Origin of the sequence: Microbacterium sp. Y-01 (assembly GCF_003856715.1) — a bacterium.
Lineage (GTDB): Bacteria > Actinomycetota > Actinomycetes > Actinomycetales > Microbacteriaceae > Microbacterium > Microbacterium algeriense.
Genome location: NZ_CP024170.1, coordinates 1144194 through 1160835, shown reverse-complemented (window position 1 = coordinate 1160835; position 16642 = coordinate 1144194). Strand labels below are relative to the sequence as shown.

Annotated in this window: 14 protein-coding genes; 7 read left to right on the top strand and 7 right to left on the bottom strand. The window is 69.7% G+C overall.

Annotation, left to right across the window (positions count from 1 at the left end; genetic code table 11):
* Positions 1-25: 25 nt before the first annotated feature.
* Together CSX12_RS05380 and CSX12_RS05375 are read left to right on the top strand one after the other, a co-directional pair.
* Positions 26-1381 carry a sugar ABC transporter substrate-binding protein gene (locus CSX12_RS05380; RefSeq protein ID WP_124895104.1) on the top strand — a complete coding sequence of 452 codons (1356 nt, stop codon included), beginning with the start codon at positions 26-28 and terminating at the stop codon, positions 1379-1381.
* Positions 1382-1455: 74 nt separating this feature from the next.
* Complete coding sequence (locus CSX12_RS05375; protein ID WP_124895103.1) at positions 1456-3192, top strand: beta-galactosidase family protein; 1737 nt, start codon at positions 1456-1458, stop codon at positions 3190-3192.
* Positions 3193-3216: 24 nt separating this feature from the next.
* Here the strand turns inward: CSX12_RS05375 and CSX12_RS05370 are convergent, their stop codons facing one another.
* Together CSX12_RS05370 and CSX12_RS05365 are read right to left on the bottom strand one after the other, a co-directional pair.
* Entirely contained in the window at positions 3217-3678 is a 462-nt protein-coding gene (locus CSX12_RS05370) for a GAF domain-containing protein (protein ID WP_124895102.1), read from the bottom strand.
* A 26-nt stretch (positions 3679-3704) separates the two neighbouring features.
* On the bottom strand, positions 3705-4202 hold the full coding sequence (locus CSX12_RS05365; protein ID WP_124895101.1) for a metallophosphoesterase: 498 nt from the start codon (positions 4200-4202) through the stop codon (positions 3705-3707).
* Between the two features lie 129 nt (positions 4203-4331).
* On the opposite strand from CSX12_RS05365, the gene CSX12_RS05360 reads away from it, so the two are divergent.
* Positions 4332-5792, top strand: a complete 1461-nt coding sequence (locus tag CSX12_RS05360; RefSeq protein WP_017203990.1) for an MFS transporter — start codon at positions 4332-4334, stop codon at positions 5790-5792.
* Positions 5793-5855: 63 nt separating this feature from the next.
* Here CSX12_RS05360 and CSX12_RS05355 read toward each other — a convergent pair whose 3' ends face one another.
* Both CSX12_RS05355 and CSX12_RS05350 read right to left on the bottom strand, forming a co-directional pair.
* Complete coding sequence (locus CSX12_RS05355) at positions 5856-6239, bottom strand: type II toxin-antitoxin system VapC family toxin (RefSeq protein WP_017203992.1); 384 nt, start codon at positions 6237-6239, stop codon at positions 5856-5858.
* Positions 6236-6487: a hypothetical protein gene (locus CSX12_RS05350; protein ID WP_124895100.1), complete on the bottom strand. Its 252-nt coding sequence runs from the start codon at positions 6485-6487 to the stop codon at positions 6236-6238. The genes CSX12_RS05355 and CSX12_RS05350 overlap by 4 nt, the downstream gene beginning before the upstream one ends.
* Positions 6488-6612: 125 nt before the next feature.
* Here CSX12_RS05350 and CSX12_RS05345 point away from each other — a divergent pair, with 125 nt between their 5' ends.
* Positions 6613-6819, top strand: a complete 207-nt coding sequence (locus tag CSX12_RS05345; RefSeq protein WP_017203994.1) for a hypothetical protein — start codon at positions 6613-6615, stop codon at positions 6817-6819.
* Positions 6820-6894: 75 nt separating this feature from the next.
* Positions 6895-8781, top strand: coding sequence for an ABC transporter ATP-binding protein (locus CSX12_RS05340; protein ID WP_124895099.1), 1887 nt, complete (start codon positions 6895-6897; stop codon positions 8779-8781).
* Between the two features lie 231 nt (positions 8782-9012).
* On the opposite strand, the gene CSX12_RS05335 is transcribed toward CSX12_RS05340, so the two are convergent.
* The gene (locus CSX12_RS05335) at positions 9013-10875 is read right to left on the bottom strand and encodes a phosphoenolpyruvate carboxykinase (GTP) (protein WP_124895098.1); all 1863 of its coding nucleotides are present in this window, start codon (positions 10873-10875) and stop codon (positions 9013-9015) included.
* Between the two features lie 108 nt (positions 10876-10983).
* Between CSX12_RS05335 and CSX12_RS05330 the strand changes: the two genes are divergently transcribed.
* Positions 10984-12426 carry a helix-turn-helix transcriptional regulator gene (locus CSX12_RS05330; protein WP_124895097.1) on the top strand — a complete coding sequence of 481 codons (1443 nt, stop codon included), beginning with the start codon at positions 10984-10986 and terminating at the stop codon, positions 12424-12426.
* Positions 12427-12462: 36 nt separating this feature from the next.
* Here CSX12_RS05330 and CSX12_RS05325 read toward each other — a convergent pair whose 3' ends face one another.
* Together CSX12_RS05325 and CSX12_RS05320 are read right to left on the bottom strand one after the other, a co-directional pair.
* Positions 12463-13509 (bottom strand): winged helix DNA-binding domain-containing protein, encoded by a 1047-nt coding sequence (locus CSX12_RS05325; RefSeq protein ID WP_124895096.1) that lies wholly within the window; start codon positions 13507-13509, stop codon positions 12463-12465.
* A 40-nt stretch (positions 13510-13549) separates the two neighbouring features.
* Positions 13550-14998, bottom strand: coding sequence for a glyceraldehyde-3-phosphate dehydrogenase (locus CSX12_RS05320; RefSeq protein ID WP_124895095.1), 1449 nt, complete (start codon positions 14996-14998; stop codon positions 13550-13552).
* 164 nt (positions 14999-15162) lie between these two features.
* Between CSX12_RS05320 and CSX12_RS05315 the strand changes: the two genes are divergently transcribed.
* Entirely contained in the window at positions 15163-16539 is a 1377-nt protein-coding gene (locus CSX12_RS05315) for an amidohydrolase family protein (protein ID WP_124895094.1), read from the top strand.
* Positions 16540-16642 lie beyond the last annotated feature (103 nt).

Below are 16642 nucleotides of genomic sequence, written 5' to 3'. Positions count from 1 at the left end.
CCGCACCTCCCGAAAGGACACAGCAATGAAGCACCTTCCCTCATCGACCCGGCGCACCTTCGCGGTGCTGGCCGCTGGCACCGTGGCAGCGCTGACGCTGGCCGGATGCAGCACCGGTGGCGACGCCGGCTCCGACGGCAGCACGGGCTCCGGTTCGTTCGACTCCGTCGAGGCCGCGCTCGAGAAGGGCGGCGAGATCACGTACTGGTCGTGGACGCCGTCGGCTGAGGCTCAGGTCGAGGCCTTCGAGAAGGAGTACCCGAACGTCACCGTGAACCTCGTGAACGCCGGCACGAACAACGAGGAGTACACGAAGCTGCAGAACGCGATCAAGGCGGGCTCCGGCGCCCCCGACGTCGTGCAGATCGAGTACTACGCCTTCCCGCAGTTCGCTCTGACGGATGCGTTCACCGACCTTTCGCAGTACGGGTTCGCCGATTTCGAGGACGACTACACCGCCTCGACATGGAACTCGGTGAGCGACGGCGATGCGATCTACGGCCTGCCGCAGGACTCGGGCCCCATGGCGCTGTTCTACAACAAGACCGTGTTCGACGCCGCGGGCGTCGCCGTGCCCACCACCTGGGACGAGTACTACGAGGCCGCGAAGGCGATCCACGCGGCGAACCCGGATGCCTACATCACCAACGACACGGGAGATGCGGGCTTCGCCACCTCGATGATCTGGCAGGCCGGCGGCAAGCCGTTCGAGACCTCGGGCACCGACGTCACGATCGATCTGCAGGACGACGGCTCGAAGAAGTGGACCGAGAACTGGAACCGCCTCGTCGAGGACGACCTGCTCGCCCCCTACGGCAGCTGGAGCGACGAGTGGTTCCGCGCCCTGGGCGACGGCAGCCTCGCCAGCCTCGTGATCGGCGCCTGGATGCCCGGCAACCTCATCTCGGGAGCCCCTGACGGCTCCGGCGACTGGCGCGTGGCACCGATGCCCACCTACGACGGCTCCCCTGCGACGGCGGAGAACGGCGGCGGCGGTCAGGCGGTCACCAAGCAGAGCAAGAACCCGGAGCTGACTGCCGGATTCCTGTGGTGGCTGAACAACTCCGAGGAGAGCATCTCGATCTTCCTCGAGTCGGGCGGCTTCCCGTCCACGACCGCCGAGCTTTCCAGTGACGAGTTCCTCGCCGAGGCCCCGGAGTACTTCGGTGGGCAGAAGATCAACGAGGTGCTGGCCGCCGCCGCGGACGACGTGGTCGAGGGCTGGAGCTACCTGCCGTACCAGGTGTACGCGAACAGCATCTTCGGTGACACCGTCGGACAGTCGTACCAGAACGGAACCGACCTGAACGAGGGCCTCGTGTCCTGGCAGGACGCGCTGGTCGAGTACGGCAACGCGCAGGGCTTCACCGTCAACAAGTAGGACCGCGGCAGAGCCGGTCCCGGATCCCCGTGCCGGGACCGGCTCGACCCGCCTCATCGAAAGCACCACGACACGTGACCTCCTTCTCCCTCGGTGACACCGACTTCCTCCGCGACGGCCAGCCGCACCAGGTGATCTCCGGCGCCATCCACTACTTCCGGGTGCACCCCGATCAGTGGCAGGACCGCATCCGCAAGGCCCGGCTGATGGGGCTGAACACGATCGAGACCTATGTCGCGTGGAACGCGCATGAGCCGGAGCGGGGCGCCTGGGACACGACCGGATGGAACGACCTCGGCCGTTTCCTCGATCTCGTGCACGAGGAGGGGCTGGACGCGATCGTCCGTCCCGGCCCCTACATCTGCGCCGAGTGGCACAACGGTGGCCTCCCCGTCTGGCTCACCGGCAGTGTCGACGGGCTGCGCTCCTCGGCCCCGGAATTCCTCGCCGAGGTGAGCGCGTACCTCCGCCGCGTGTACGACATCGTCGCCCCGCGGCAGATCGAGCGCGGCGGACCCGTCGTGCTGGTGCAGATCGAGAACGAATACGGCGCCTACGGCGCGGACCAGGCGTACCTCGAAGCCCTCGTCGCCGTCACGCGCGATGCCGGGATCACCGTGCCGCTGACGACCGTCGATCAGCCGGTCGATCAGATGCTGCGCGACGGCAGCCTGCCCGAGCTGCACAAGACCGCGTCCTTCGGCTCGCGCAGCACGGAACGCCTCGCGACGCTGCGCCGCCACCAGCCGACCGGACCGCTGATGTGCTCGGAGTTCTGGGACGGGTGGTTCGACTGGTGGGGCGGAGTGCACCACACCACGGATGTGCACGCGGCCGCAGCCGACCTCGACGCGCTTCTGGCTGCCGGAGCGTCCGTCAACATCTACATGTTCCACGGCGGCACCAACTTCGCGCTCACCAACGGCGCCAACGACAAGGGGCGATACCTGCCCTTGGTCACCTCCTACGACTACGACGCCCCGCTCGACGAGGCGGGAAACCCGACGGCGAAGTTCTTCGCCTTCCGCGAGGTGATCGCCCGCTACGCACCGGTCCCCGACGAACTGCCCGCCGCGGCCCCGGCGGCTCCCGCGTTCGAGGTGGACCTCCGCGCGGCAGGGGCGTGGACCGAGGGGGAAGGAATCGAGCCCCGCACCGCACTGCCGCAGACCTTCGACGCGCTCGGGCACCGCAGCGCTCTGATCCGGTACGACGTCGAGCTGCCGACGGAACACGGCGGACTCCTCCTCGTCGGCGAGGTGCGCGATCTCGCGTGGGCGAGCGTCGACGGCCGCCCTGTCGGCACCCTCTCCCGCACGCGGCAGGACCGGGCGCTTCGGATTCCCCCGGGACGAACGCTCAGCATCCTGGTCGAGGACCAGGGGCGCGTGAACTACGACCACCGGCTCGGCGAGGAGAAGGGGCTGATCGGCGAGATCACTCTCGACGGCGTTCCCTTGGCGGGCTGGCGCTCCACTCCGCTGGACGTCGCGGAGCTGGCCGCAGGTGTCGCCGCGCGCGCGACCGCGGACGGCGGCGGAGACGGGCCGAGTGCCTGGACCGCGGAGTTCGCCCTGGATTCCGCTGCCGATCTCTTCCTCGACACCGCAGCGTGGAGCAAGGGATACGCGTTCATGAACGGCTTCTTCCTCGGCCGGTACTGGCGGAACGGTCCGCAGCGGACGCTCTACGTCCCGGAACCGGTCACCCGGGCCGGCGCGAACAGCCTCGTCGTGCTGGAGCTCGAGCAGGTGCTCGATCCGGTCGCGCGCTTCGTCGGCGGTCTCGCGCTCGGGGCGACCGAGGAGTAAGACCGCCGACGCGCCCCGTCGCTGTCACGCCTCAGAGAAGCGTTCCCACAGGGCGACGGAGGCGCTCGAGACCTCGACATCTCGGATCTGCTGCCAGTTGCGGCCTCCTCGGGCGAACGCGGCCCTCACGGCGCCGGGGACATCGCGCGGCGGGACGGGATCGGCCAGCCAGCGACAGGGTCTGACGTGCACGAGGTCGACCTCGTGGGCCGCGGCCCGCATGTCGTACCGCCACGCGCCGTCGAGCCTGCCGAGCCACAGGAGACCGTCCTCGTCGCGGGTCCAGACGTGCCCGCCGTCCGGAGCGGCGGCGAACCGTTCGAGCCGACGGGCCACGCGCTCTCCGTGGGCGGCGTCGACCAGGGCGAGCGCCTCCGTCAACGATGCGGGCGCCGCGTCGAGCCGCCCTCCCACGCCGCAGACTCCGAGTGCCAGGGCCCGTTCCACCGCCGGCCCGTCCGGGACGCGGTCATCGCGGGAGCGCATCGGAGCACGGTAGACGGGGGGATGGATCACGGCAGCGACACCAGCGTGACGTCCACCACGGCCCGGTCGACGATCGCCCACATCATGGTGCAGACCGGCTGGCGTCGACGATCCGTCGGCGAGCCGGGGTTCAGCAGCCGCATGCCCGAGGGCGCCAGTGTGTCCCAGGGGATGTGCGAGTGCCCGAACACCAGCAGGTCGATGCCGGGATACTCCTCGTCCATCCGGGCTTCGCGACGCAGAGAGGGCCCTGTCTCGTGCACGACCGCCACCTCGAGGTCCTCCACCGTGAAGCGGGCGACCTCCGGCAGGCGTGCGCGAAGCCCCTCGCCGTCGTTGTTGCCGAACACGCCCTGCAGCACCGCGGCCCTCGCCTCGAGCAGATCGAGCGTGGCCTCGTCGACCCAATCCCCCGCGTGCACCACGAGGTCGGCGTCGTCGACTGCGCGCAGGACCGCATCCGGCAGCCGCTTCGCACGCTTCGGGACGTGGGTGTCGGCCAGCAGCAGTATGCGTGTGGTCATCGCGGCGTGCCTCCCTGTCGACTCCGACTCTACGCGCGGACACCGGCCGTCATTGCGCACAGCAAACACTCAGGAAGGCGTAAACTCGCCCGAGTCCCCTGGTATACCGGGGCCGATCGGAGAAGAGACATGACCACAGCCCCGGCACCCGCGAACCCGCGTTCGCGCGTCATCACCGCCAGCCTCGTCGGCACCACCATCGAGTTCTACGACTTCTACGTCTATGCGACGGCGGCCGTGCTCGTGTTCCCCACGCTGTTCTTCCCCAGCGACAACGACACCGCATCGCTGCTGGCGTCGTTCGCCGTGTTCGGCGCCGCCATGGTCGCCCGACCGATCGGCGCCGTCGTGTTCGGCCACTTCGGCGACAAGTTCGGACGCAAGGCCACTCTCGTCGCGTCGCTGCTCACGATGGGCATCGCGACCTTCGTGATCGGACTCCTCCCCACCTTCCAGCAGATCAACTGGGTCGCACCGCTGCTCCTGCTGGTCCTGCGGCTCGCGCAGGGCTTCGCGCTCGGCGGCGAGTGGTCGGGCGCCGCTCTCGTCGCGACGGAGAACGCCCCGAAGGGCAAGCGCGCCTGGTACGGCTCCTTCCCGCAGCTGGGCGCCCCGCTGGGGTTCATCATCGCGAACGGCCTGTTCCTGGCGATCAACTTCGCCCTGCCGCACCCGGAGAACCCTGTCCTCAAGTCCGAGGCGTTCCTGTCCTGGGGTTGGCGTGTGCCGTTCCTCTTCTCCGCGGTCATGGTCATCATCGGCCTCTGGGTGCGACTCAAGCTCGTCGAATCGGACACGTTCAAGAAGGCCGCCGAGAAGGGCACCATCCGGAAGCTGCCGCTCGCGACCGTCTTCCGTCACCACTGGAAGCAGCTGATCCTCGGCACGTTCATCATGCTGGCGACGTATGTGCTGTTCTACCTGATGACGAACTTCACGCTGACGTACGGCACCAAGGCCGCCGACCTGGAGACCGCGTCCGCCGCCGCCCAGGCTGCCGCCGAGGCGACGGGCAAGCCGTTCGACCCGAGCGTGTTCGCGCAGCAGTTCTACCCCGGTCTCGGCTTCGGCTACACGGACTTCGTGCTGATGCAGATCATCGGCGTCGTGTTCTTCGGTGTCTTCACCCTGCTGTCCGGCCCCATCGCCGACGCGATCGGACGCCGGAAGCTGCTGCTCTGGGTCACGGGACTCATCATCGTGTTCGGTCTCACGTTCAACCTCTTCCTGCTGCCGCAGGCCGACCCGAAGTTCACCGGTGCGCTGACGCAGGCGTTCCTCGTGTTCGGGTTCGTGCTGATGGGAACGACCTTCGGCCCGATGGGCGCGCTGCTGCCCGAGTTGTTCCCGACGAACGTGCGCTACTCCGGCTCGGCGATCGCCTACAACGTGTCGTCGATCCTGGGCGCGGCTGTCGCCCCGTTCATCGCAGTGGCGCTGTGGGCCGCGGTCGGTGGCCAGCCCTGGTTGGTCGGGCTGTACCTGTCGGCGATGGCCGTGCTGACCTTCGTGGCACTGATCTTCACTCCGGAGACGAAGGACCACGACTACGAGGAAGACCTCGGTCTCGCGTCCGCCGTCGAGCTCTAGGCAGCGCAGTGACGGCGCCCGTGTCTGCGGACACGGGCGCCGTCTTGTGTCTGCGAAGGCACCTCAGAGGACGACGACCTCGCAGTAGCGGGAGGCGGTTCTCGCCAGGCGACCGTCCCGAGTGAGCAGCGGCAGTCCGAGCGCCTCGGCGAGGGCGACGTAGCCTGCGTCGTACGCGGACACCTCATCGCGAAGGGTCCAGATGCGCGGGATCAGCCGTCGCAGCGGATGCCGCGTGATCTGAAGGTCCCCGAAGGCATCGAGTGCCTCCCGCGCGACATGGGAGGGAAGCTGCGAGCGAAGCGTCTGCCGCCGTAGCACCGAGACGACCTCGATGTCGAGACCGGCGTGGGCGTGGAAGTCCTCGCCTCCGACCCAGGGCTCCTCGCCGAGTAGAGCCTCGATCGCGGCGGAGGCATCGAGCACGACCGGTCCACGCGCGCTCACCGGAGGGATGCCCCGTCATGCTCCGCCCGCTCCTGGTCGCGCGCCGTGAGGATGTCCGTCCGCGATAGCGCGACGCCGGCTGCGCGTGCTCGCTCCCTCGCCGCGGCGATGACCTGAACGTTGCTGCGGTAGCGCACGAGGTCTTCGAGTTCCCGCGCCACATAATCGGACAGCGTCATGCGCTCCGCGGCGGCACGCTCCTTGAGCTTCGCGTGGACGGCGTCCGGGAGGTTCCTGACTTGCAGCATGCGTCCCATGCTCCCAGGATCGCATGTGACGCACATGCGCGGAAGGTCGATCTGTGGACAACTTCTCGTCAATCCATGTTGACTTCGAACCCGCGTCAATATAAATTGACGGTGGAGGTTCTCCGATGACACACACCACTGCTCTCGCCCAGGATGACGGCGGCGAACCGCTCGCGGCGCTGCACCGACTCACCGAGGCCCGCACGGAGCTCGCCCGGGCCGAGGAGGCTCAGGTGCGCCGCGCTCGCAACCAGGGTTACTCGTGGCAGGCGATCGCGAGCGCGCTGGGCGTCAGCAAGCAGGCCGCGCACCGCCGCTTCGGTCGATCCTGAGCCATACAGCCCCTCCATAGGATTCCCCCGCGAACGAAGTACGGTCGAAGTACCATCTCCAGATCGAGGTCCCCCATGTCCGGTTCGGCGACCGCACGCCGCCGCGGCCGTGGCGCACAGCCCGAAGGCCCCCGCGCCACCTTCCGCCAGCTCCTCCCCTTCCTCTTCGAGCACAAGCGCACCCTCATCGTGGTCGCGGTCCTCAGCGTCGTCGGCGCTGCGACGTCGCTCGTGCAACCGCTGCTCGTCGGGCAGGTCATCGAGGCGGTGCAGTCCGACACCGGAATCGGCATCCTCGTCTGGCTGCTCGTCGGATTCGTGATCGTGTCGTCGATCATCTCCGGTTTCCAGCACTACCTCCTGCAGCGCACGGGCACCGCGGTGGTGTACTCCAGCCGTCGCAAGCTCATCGCACGGATCCTGCACCTGCCCACCTCGGAGTTCGACTCACGCCGCACGGGAGACCTCGTCTCCCGCGTCGGCACCGACACCACGCTGCTGTACGCCGTGCTCACGCAAGGGCTCGCGGATGCCGTCGGCAGCGCCGTGCTCTTCCTCGGCGCCCTCATCGCGATGCTGCTGATCGACCCCGTCCTGCTCCTGCTCATCGTGGTCGTGATCGGCGTCTCGGTCGCCGTCGTCGTGCTGCTCAGCGGCCGGATCCGCACCGCCTCGACCGCCCAGCAGGAGAAGGTCGGCGAACTCGCCTCCGGTGTCGAACGCGCTGTCGGATCGATCCGCACCATCCGCGCGTCCGGAGCGACGGAGCGCGAGACCGCCTCCGTATCGGAGCTCGCCGCCGACGCCTACGGCATCGGCGTGCGCATCGCCAAGATCTCCTCGCTCGTGGTCCCGGTCTCCGGCATCGCGCTGCAGTTGTCGCTGCTCGTGGTCCTCGGCGTCGGCGGGTTCCGTGTCGCCGCCGGAGCGATTACGATCGCCTCGCTGATCTCGTTCATCATGTTCCTGTTCCTGCTCGTGATGCCGCTCGCCACGACCTTCGGTGCGATCACCTCCGTGAATCAGGCGCTGGGCGCGCTCGGCCGCATCCAGGAGGTGCTCGACCTGCCCACCGAGACGCAGGACGACCAGGCGATCGCAGCAGCCCTCCCCCGCGAAACCGCGGCACCCGACGCTCCCGCGCTCGAGTTCCGCGACGTGCGCTTCCGCTACCCCGAGAACGTGGTAGCAGCCCGCCAGGCGGCGGCGAAGGCCGCGCAGACCCTGCTCGCGGACGCCCACCTCGAGTCGGCCGAGGCGGAATCCCCGACGGTGCAGGATCACGAGGTTCTCCGCGGCGTCTCCTTCGCGGTCCCGCGCGGCGCCAGAGTCGCCCTGGTCGGGCCCAGTGGTGCGGGCAAGAGCACGATCCTGTCGCTGATCGAGCGCTTCTACGACCCCACCGGCGGGTCCATCCGATTGCACGGCCACGATGCGCGCACCTATCCCCGCGACGAGCTGCGCGCGCACTTCGGCTACGTCGAACAGGACGCCCCGACGCTGGCAGGCACCCTCGCCGAGAACCTGCGGCTGGCCTCTCCGGATGCCTCTGCCGCGGATTGCGAGCGCGTGCTCCGAGCGGTGAACCTCGGCGACGTGCTCGAGCGGAACCCGCTGGGCATCGACGCCCCGGTCGGCGAGGACGGCGTGATGCTGTCCGGAGGCGAGCGTCAGCGCCTGGCCATCGCCCGCGCGCTGCTCACGGACGCCCCGATCCTGCTGCTGGACGAGTCCACATCGTCGCTCGACGGCGTGAACGAGCAGCGGATGCGGGAGGCGATCGACGCCGTGTCCACCGATCGAACGCTCGTCGTGATCGCCCACCGCCTCTCGACGGTGGTCGACAGCGACCTGATCGTGGTGCTGCAGGACGGCGTCGTCGTCGGCCAGGGCACCCACACCGAGCTCGTGGAGTCGACCCCGCTGTACCGCGACCTCGCGCGGCACCAGCTGCTGGCATAGCACTCCCCCAGCTCGCCGAAACCCCGGCCTTCCGTCGAGACCCCGCCCTGCGCGCGTGCGCAGGGCGGGGTTTCGCCGTGAAACCGGGGGCTCGCGAGAGCACGGCAACACGAAGGCGGGACGTCCGAGACCACTCAGCCATGGGTTCGTCTCGGATGTCCCGCCTTCGCGGATCTGCGGGGCACGGGGCCCCAAGGTGCCGGCTCCCCCGAACCGGCACCGGTCTGGGGGCTACGCCTTCGCGAGGCGGTAGCGCAGCGAGGCCAGCTCGGCGCGCAGCGCCGCCGGAACCTTGTCGCCGAACGTGTCGTAGAACTCCTCGGTGAGGTCGGCCTCGGTCTTCCACGCCTCCGCGTCGACCGAGAACAGCTCGTCGAGGTCGGCGGCGGGGAGGTCGAGCCCGTCGAGGTTGAGGTCCTCCACGCGCGGCAGGCGTCCGATCGGGCTGTCGACCGCGGGCACGTCACCGGCCACGCGGCGGATGATCCAGTCCACGACGCGCGAGTTGTCGCCGAACCCGGGCCACAGGAAGCGGCCGTCCGCACCGCGACGGAACCAGTTGACCTGGAAGATCCGCGGTGCACGGTCGAAGCGCAGACCGCGGCCGACCGAGAGCCAGTGGCCGAAGTAGTCCGCCATGTTGTAGCCGCAGAACGGCAGCATCGCGAAGGGGTCGCGGCGCAGCTCGCCCACGGTGCCCTCGGCCGCCGCCGTGCGCTCCGAGGAGATGTTCGAGCCGAGGAACACGCCGTGCGTCCAGTCGGTGGCCTCGACGACGAGCGGCACGTTGCTCGCGCGGCGTCCGCCGAACAGGATCACGTCGAGCGGCACGGCCTCCTCCCAGTCCTCGGAGATCTGCGGGCACTGGGCCGCCGACACCGTGAAACGGGAGTTGGGGTGCGCGGCAGGGCGTCCCGACTCGGGGGTCCAGTCGTTGCCCTCCCAGTCGATCAGGTTCGCGGGCGCCTCGTCGGTCAGGCCCTCCCACCACACGTCGCCGTCGGGGCGGAGCGCGACGTTGGTGAAGATCGTGTTGCCCCACAGGGTCTCGACCGCGGTGACGTTGGTCGACTCGCCGGTTCCCGGCGCGACGCCGAAGAAGCCGGCCTCGGGGTTGATGGCCCACAGGCGGCCGTCCTCGCCGGGGCGGATCCAGGCGATGTCGTCGCCGAGGGTCTCGACCTTCCAGCCGGGGATCGTCGGGCGCAGCATCGCGAGGTTCGTCTTGCCGCAGGCCGACGGGAACGCGGCGGCCACGTGGTACGCCTTGCCCTGCGGGTCGATCACGCGGATAAGCAGCATGTGCTCGGCGAGCCAGCCCTCGTCGCGGGCGATTACCGAGGCGATGCGCAGCGCGAAGCACTTCTTGGCCAGGATCGCGTTGCCGCCGTAGCCCGAGCCGTAGGAGTAGACCTCGAGCGTCTCGGGGAAGTGCACGATGTACTTGTCGTCGTTGCACGGCCACTCGACGTCGGGCTGACCCGGAGCCAGCGGCGCCCCGACCGAGTGCACGGTCTTGACCCACGGCGCCCCCTCGGCGATCTGTCGCGTGACCTCGTCGCCGACGCGCGTCATGATGCCGATCGAGGCGACAGCGTAGGCGCTGTCGGTGATCTGCACGCCGATGTGGGAGAGCGGCCCGCCGACGCGGCCCATCGAGAACGGGACGACGTACATCGTGCGACCGCGCATCGAGCCCTCGAAGATCTCGTCCATCTTGGCGTGCATCTCGGCGGGATCGGCCCAGTTGTTCGTGGGGCCGGCGTCCTCCTCGCGCTTGGAGGAGATGAACGTGCGACCCTCGGTGCGCGCGACGTCGCTGGGGTGCGAGCGAGCCAGGTAGGAGCCGGGGCGCCATTCCGGGTTGAGCTTGATGAGCTTGCCCTCGTCGACGAGCCCGCGCAGCAGCCAGTCGTTCTCGGCGCGCGATCCGTCCACCCAGTGCACCGCGTCGGGCTGCGTCAGCTCCCGGATCTCCTCGACCCAGGCGGCCAGCTCGGCCATCGCGGGAGTGTCATAGGTCGGCGCGGTACCGAACGTGCGCGTCGCGGCGACGGGGGACGTGCGGGGCGTGAGGACTTCGGCCATGGCCATGACTGCTCCTTAGAAGTGGGGGCGTTGCATCCATCTTCTTCGGAGTCCGCGCGAAGTTTTCGCCAAATCGGATGATAAGAATCGCGGTTCTTTCGCTAGACTCAAACAATGGCGTCCTCCGGTATCCACCTCACGACCCTCGGCCACCGCATCCGTCATCACCGGCTGGAGAACGGGTTCACCCTCGACGAACTCGGCGCGCAGGTCGGCGTCGCCGGATCGCAGCTGAGTTTGATCGAGAACGGCAAGCGCGAACCGAAGCTCTCCCTGTTGCAGGCGATCGCGCAGGCCACGAAGACCGAGGTGACCGACCTCATCTCGGGAGAGCCGCCGAACCGGAGAGCCGCGCTCGAGATCGCTCTGGAGCGCGCGCAGGAGAGTCCGCTGTTCCGACAGCTCGGCATCGCCCCCGTGCGCGTCACCAAGGGCATGAGCGATGAGACCATCGAGTCGATCCTCGGCCTGCACCGCGAGTTGGAGCGCCGTGAGCGCGAAGCCATCGCGACACCGGAGGAGGCCCGCCGTGCCAACACCGAGCTGCGCCTGCGGATGCGCGCGCAGAACAACTACCTCCCCGACATCGAACGTCTCGCCGAGAAGCAGCTCAAGGCCGCCGGTCACACACAGGGCGCGCTCACCCACCGCACCGTGAGCATCATGGCCGAGAAGCTCGGCTTCGAACTCATCTACGTCAACGACCTCCCGCACTCCACCCGCTCGGTCACCGACCTCGAGAACGGGCGCATCTACCTGCCGCCGGCGTCGATCCCCGGGGGACACGGCCTCCGCTCGATGGCGTTGCAGGCCATGGCGCACCGTCTGCTCGGTCACACCCCGCCCACCGACTACGCCGACTTCCTGCAGCAGCGCCTGGAGATCAACTACTTCGCCGCGTGCTGCCTCATGCCGGAGACGGCGTCCGTCGCGTTCCTGCAGCAGGCGAAGAAGGACCGCAACCTCGCGGTGGAGGACTTCCGCGACGGCTTCGGCGTCACGCACGAGGCGGCGGGCATGCGCATGACGAACCTGCTCACGCAGCACCTCGGGATGTCGCTGCACTTCCTGCGCGTCGACTCGACCGGGGCCATCACGCGCGTCTACGAGAACGACGACCTGCCACTGCCGATGGACGTCACTGGCGCCGTCGAGGGCCAGCGGGTATGCCGCAAGTTCCAGGCCCGCGCCGCGTTCACCCAGCAGAACCGCACGGTCGAGCACCACCAGTACACCGACACCCCGTCGGGCACGTTCTGGTGCTCGACGCAGACCGGCTCCTCGACGGACGGGGAGTTCTCGGTCACGGTCGGCGTGCCGTTCGACGACGCCCGCTGGTGGCGGGGACGCGAGACGAACGACAGGGCCGTGTCGACCTGCCCCGACGAGTCGTGCTGCCGGCGCCCCTCGACCGAGTTGACGGAGCGCTGGAACGGGAAGGCCTGGCCCAGCGCCCGCGTGCACACGCACATGTTCTCCCCGCTCCCCCGCGGCGCGTTCCCCGGCGTGGACGACAACGAGGTCTACAACTTCCTCGGCCGGCACGCGAGCGAGTAGCCGTCCGGCATCGCCTCCGCCCCTCGGTCCGCCCGCTCAGTCTCCGGCGAAGGACGCGAAACGGGCGAGGGCGGCGTCCACCGCGGCAGGGTCGCGCGGCCCCTCGAACAGTTCCGGCGGAGTGTCGCGCAGGGCGACGGCGTGCGTCCAGCAGCCGATGACCCGACCGTCCTCAACGAGCGTGGCCCTGACCATTCCGTTCTTGCCGGGGCCGACGGCCGCCAGATGCTCGGGCGCGCACACCGCGGTGCGGTCGGCGTAGGAGATGTAGTACTCGTCGAAGGCGCCGAGCGCGTGGACTGCTGTCGCTGCCGACGTCCGTCGCGGACGAGCGGCGGCGGAGAAGAGCCCCTCCTCGACCTGCTCGACACGACCGGATGCATGGTCCGCAGCCTCGCGCGCCTGTCCCAGCGTGAGTCCCGACCACCAGGCGAAGTCCGCGACGCTCGCCGGTCCGTGACCGTCGATGTACCGGACGAATAGCTCGCCGAGGGGGTCGTCGGGGGCGGCGTGCTCGCGGATGTGCTCCTCGACCAGGACGAAGCGCTGCTCCCGCGTGATCCCCTCCCGAGGGACGACGGGGCCCTGACAGATCAGCCCGTCGATCGTGAGCCGGAAGAGCAGGTGGATGCCCCGCTGCCCCGTCGGGTCGATGCCGATGCCCTGCAGGACCTCGAACACCTCCCCGCGGGTGAGGCCGCCGTCGCGGAGCCTCGGCGTGAGGGCCGCCACGACGGCGGTGATCATCGCCTCGTCGATCCCGAGATCCCGCTGCCGTGACGCCGCCTGCTGCCGCTGCCGGTCCGCCGTGACCTGCAGCACCCAGCCGAGATCACGCGACCGCACGGTGTGCAGCGTGCCACGCATGGTCCAGGCCCGCACGAGCCGGCCCCGGTCGAATGCCCGGTCGACATCGCGCAGCCGCACGTCGCCGCGGGTGCGGACCGCGAGTGCCCACCGGCCCGCGGTGAAGTCCTGGCTCTGCACGGCGAGCATGTGGGCGGCCGCATCGGTCGCCGTGCGCGTCGGCGCGCTCAGACGGTGCGATCGGAGGCGCTCGGCGCGCAGGGTCGCGGTCTTCATGCCCCCATCATGCCGGGCGCCTCCGACGCGGCGCGCGGGGTCAGCCCCGCAGCGTCACCTCTCGGCGCTCGGGGAGCACGATCGGGTGCGAGCCGGCCATCACCTCGAGCACGCGGATCACCTGGCACGAGTAGCCGAACTCGTTGTCGTACCAGACGTACAGGATGAGGGTGTCCTCGTCGGCGATGGTGGCGAGCCCGTCGACGATGCCGGCCCGGTGCGAGCCGACGAAGTCGGTGGAGACGACGTCGGGACTCTCCACGTAATCGATCTGCTGGCGCAGCTTCGAGTGCAGCGAGACGCGGCGCAGGTAGTCGTTGACCTCGTCCTTCGTGGCGGGTCGCTCGATCGTCAGGTGCAGCACCGCGAGCGACACGTCGGGGGTGGGGACGCGGATGGAGCTGCCCGTGAGCTTGCCCTCCAGCTGCGGGAGCGCCTTCGCGACGGCCTTCGCGGCGCCGGTCTCGGTGATGACCATGTTGAGCACCGCCGAGCGTCCGCGCCGGTCGCCCTTGTGGAAGTTGTCGATCAGGTTCTGATCGTTCGTGAAGGAGTGCACGGTCTCGACGTGTCCCTTGACGACGCCGTACGCCTCATCGATCGCCGCGAGCACGGGAGTGATGGCGTTGGTTGTGCAGGACGCGGCCGAGAGGATGCGGTCGGAGTCGGCGATGGTGTCGTCGTTGATGCCGTGCACGATGTTCTTGAGCGGGCTCTTGCCGGGGGCCGTGAGCAGCACGCGGGCGGCCCCCGTCGAGCGCAGGTGCTGCGAGAGGCCCTCCTCGTCGCGCCAGCGTCCGGTGTTGTCGACCACGATCGCGTCCCTGATGTCGTACGCGGTGTAGTCGATCGTCGAAGGGTCGTCGGAGTAGATGACCTGGATGCGGGTGCCGTTGGCGATGATCTGCTCGGCCTCCTCGTCCACCGTGACGGAGCCGGCGAAGCGTCCGTGCACGGAGTCGCGCAGGAGCAGGGAGGCGCGCTTGACGAGGTCGTTCTCGGCGCCGCGTCGGACGACGATGGCTCGCAGACGCAGACCGCTGCCTCCGCCCGTGTGCGCGATGAGGATGCGCGCGAGCAGTCGGCCGATGCGCCCGAAACCGTAGAGCACGACATCGGTCGGCTCGGCTGCGACCGCCCCCATCGCGGGGGCGAGCACCTCGGCGAGGTAGGTCTCCAGCGGCTGACCGCTCTCGGCGTGCCCGGCGACGAGGCGCGCGACGTCGAGGGATGAGGCACCGGGCGCGAGGGCGTGGATCGCCTCCAGCACCGCCAGTGTGTCCTCGATCGGGAGCCGCTCGTGTCCGAGCTGCGCGACGCGCTCGTGCACCTCGACCAGCCCCGTCGCCGACAGCCCGAGCAGGCGGTGCCCGTGGAGAGAGGTGACCACGTCGTGCTCCCGTCGGAGCGCCCCGATGAGCGGGATCATCCGCTCCGCCAGCTCTTCGCTCTCGGTCCAGTCGTCGCGGTGTGCCGCGGAATCGTTCATCTGCGTCCTTGCATGTGTGAGCGCGCGCCGAGGTCGCCGGCGCGCACGAGGTTGCCGGGTGTTTCGGGGGATGAGTCCAGGGTACAAGCCGCATCGGGGTGCACCGAATCGCCCGGCTCACGCTCTCGTCTCGGGACGATCTTTACGTCTACACTGGTGGAATAATGAGCCCTTCACTACACGGCGACGACGCCGATCTGATCATCCGCGGCGGTCGCATCCACACCCTCGACCCCGCGGACGCCGTGGCCGGCGCCCTGGCCGTGCGGGACGGGGTGATCATCGCCTTCGACGCCGAGGCCGAGGCGCTCGCGGCGCGCGAGATCATCGAGCTCGACGGACGCACCGTCGTCCCCGGCATCAACGACGCCCACCTGCACGGCGCGTGGTTGGGCGCCCGGTGGCCGCACCTCTTCTTCTCCGACACCCCTCCTGACCAGCAGCCGTCCGGACGACTCGTGTCGACCGCCGCCGAACGCCGCTCCGCGCTCCGCCGCGCCTGGAGCCTGCTGGCCGAGCTCGGCATCACCAGCTACACCGAACCGGGCATCGGCCCCGGGGAGGACGACGGCGAGACCGGATGCTTCGGCTCGGACATGCTCGACGCCTATGTCGAGCTGCACCGCGAGCGCGCGCAGACCTCCCGGATCACCCTCCTCCGGCTGTTCGGCACGATCGACGGCGAGAGCGCGCTCGAGGACTTCGAGCGCGGCATCCGCACGTCCGCACCCGAGACCGACGCCCGATGGCTCGCGATCCCCGGCGTGAAGATCTTCGCCGACGGGATCCCCCCGATGGCGACGGCGTGGGTCGAGGAGCCGTACCCGGACGGGACGACGGGCGCCCTCCTCACCCGGGGGGAGCGCGGCGCGCTCTTCGCGTTCCGGCGCATGGTGGAACTCGCCGCCGCCCGCGGCCTGCAGATCGCGGTGCACGCGACGGGCGATCGTTCGATCGCGGAGTTCCTCGCGGTGCTCGAGAACCTGGCCGGAGCACCCGCGCCGGCCGCACCGCACTACGTCGTGCACGGCGACCTGGCCACACCCGCGCAGATCGCCCGTATGAGCCGCATCGGCGCGGGCTTCGCCGTGCAGCCACTGATCGCAGCCCACACCCACTCCTGGGCCGCACTGCAGCTCGGGGAGGCACGCACCGCCGCGGCCTGGCCGCTCGCCGAGATGCTCGGCTCCGGCGCGCTCACGACCGTGACGAGCGACTCCCCCATCGCGAGCCCCGACTGGCGGCTCGGCCTGGACGCCTCGCTCGGACTGCTCACGGGTGCGGGCCTCCGCGACGACCGAGGGACACGGACGCGACTGCTGCGCACCCTGACCGTCGATGCCGCACGCCAGGACGGCGCCTCCGCCTGGAAGGGCTCGCTGGAAGTCGGGAAGGTGGCCGACCTCACGGTTCTGGACGAGGACCCGCTGACACCGGGCCGCCCCTTCGCCGGGATCGCGGTCTCCCGCACGATCGTCGACGGACGCACGGTCTACGCGCGCGCAGGCGTCGACGCACGTCCGGGCGGGTCCACACGCTGAGCGGGCGGACGAAAACGGCGGGCGGCATGTTCACGCATGCCGCCCGCCTCTGATCCCCCTCGGACCAGCCTGCTGCCCCGACGCCGCGTCGCGGCGCCGGGGC

Bases quoted from the DNA above. Each gene is read 5' to 3' on its own strand.
- CSX12_RS05380 (WP_124895104.1), top strand. From the start codon at position 26: ATGAAGCACCTTCCCTCATCGACCCGGCGCACCTTCGCGGTGCTGGCC.
- CSX12_RS05370 (WP_124895102.1), bottom strand. From the start codon at position 3,678: ATGCGCTCCCGCGATGACCGCGTCCCGGACGGGCCGGCGGTGGAACGG.
- CSX12_RS05365 (WP_124895101.1), bottom strand. From the start codon at position 4,202: ATGACCACACGCATACTGCTGCTGGCCGACACCCACGTCCCGAAGCGT.
- CSX12_RS05360 (WP_017203990.1), top strand. From the start codon at position 4,332: ATGACCACAGCCCCGGCACCCGCGAACCCGCGTTCGCGCGTCATCACC.
- CSX12_RS05350 (WP_124895100.1), bottom strand. From the start codon at position 6,487: ATGCTGCAAGTCAGGAACCTCCCGGACGCCGTCCACGCGAAGCTCAAG.
- CSX12_RS05345 (WP_017203994.1), top strand. From the start codon at position 6,613: ATGACACACACCACTGCTCTCGCCCAGGATGACGGCGGCGAACCGCTC.
- CSX12_RS05340 (WP_124895099.1), top strand. From the start codon at position 6,895: ATGTCCGGTTCGGCGACCGCACGCCGCCGCGGCCGTGGCGCACAGCCC.
- CSX12_RS05335 (WP_124895098.1), bottom strand. From the start codon at position 10,875: ATGGCCATGGCCGAAGTCCTCACGCCCCGCACGTCCCCCGTCGCCGCG.
- CSX12_RS05330 (WP_124895097.1), top strand. From the start codon at position 10,984: ATGGCGTCCTCCGGTATCCACCTCACGACCCTCGGCCACCGCATCCGT.
- CSX12_RS05325 (WP_124895096.1), bottom strand. From the start codon at position 13,509: ATGAAGACCGCGACCCTGCGCGCCGAGCGCCTCCGATCGCACCGTCTG.
- CSX12_RS05320 (WP_124895095.1), bottom strand. From the start codon at position 14,998: ATGAACGATTCCGCGGCACACCGCGACGACTGGACCGAGAGCGAAGAG.
- CSX12_RS05315 (WP_124895094.1), top strand. From the start codon at position 15,163: ATGAGCCCTTCACTACACGGCGACGACGCCGATCTGATCATCCGCGGC.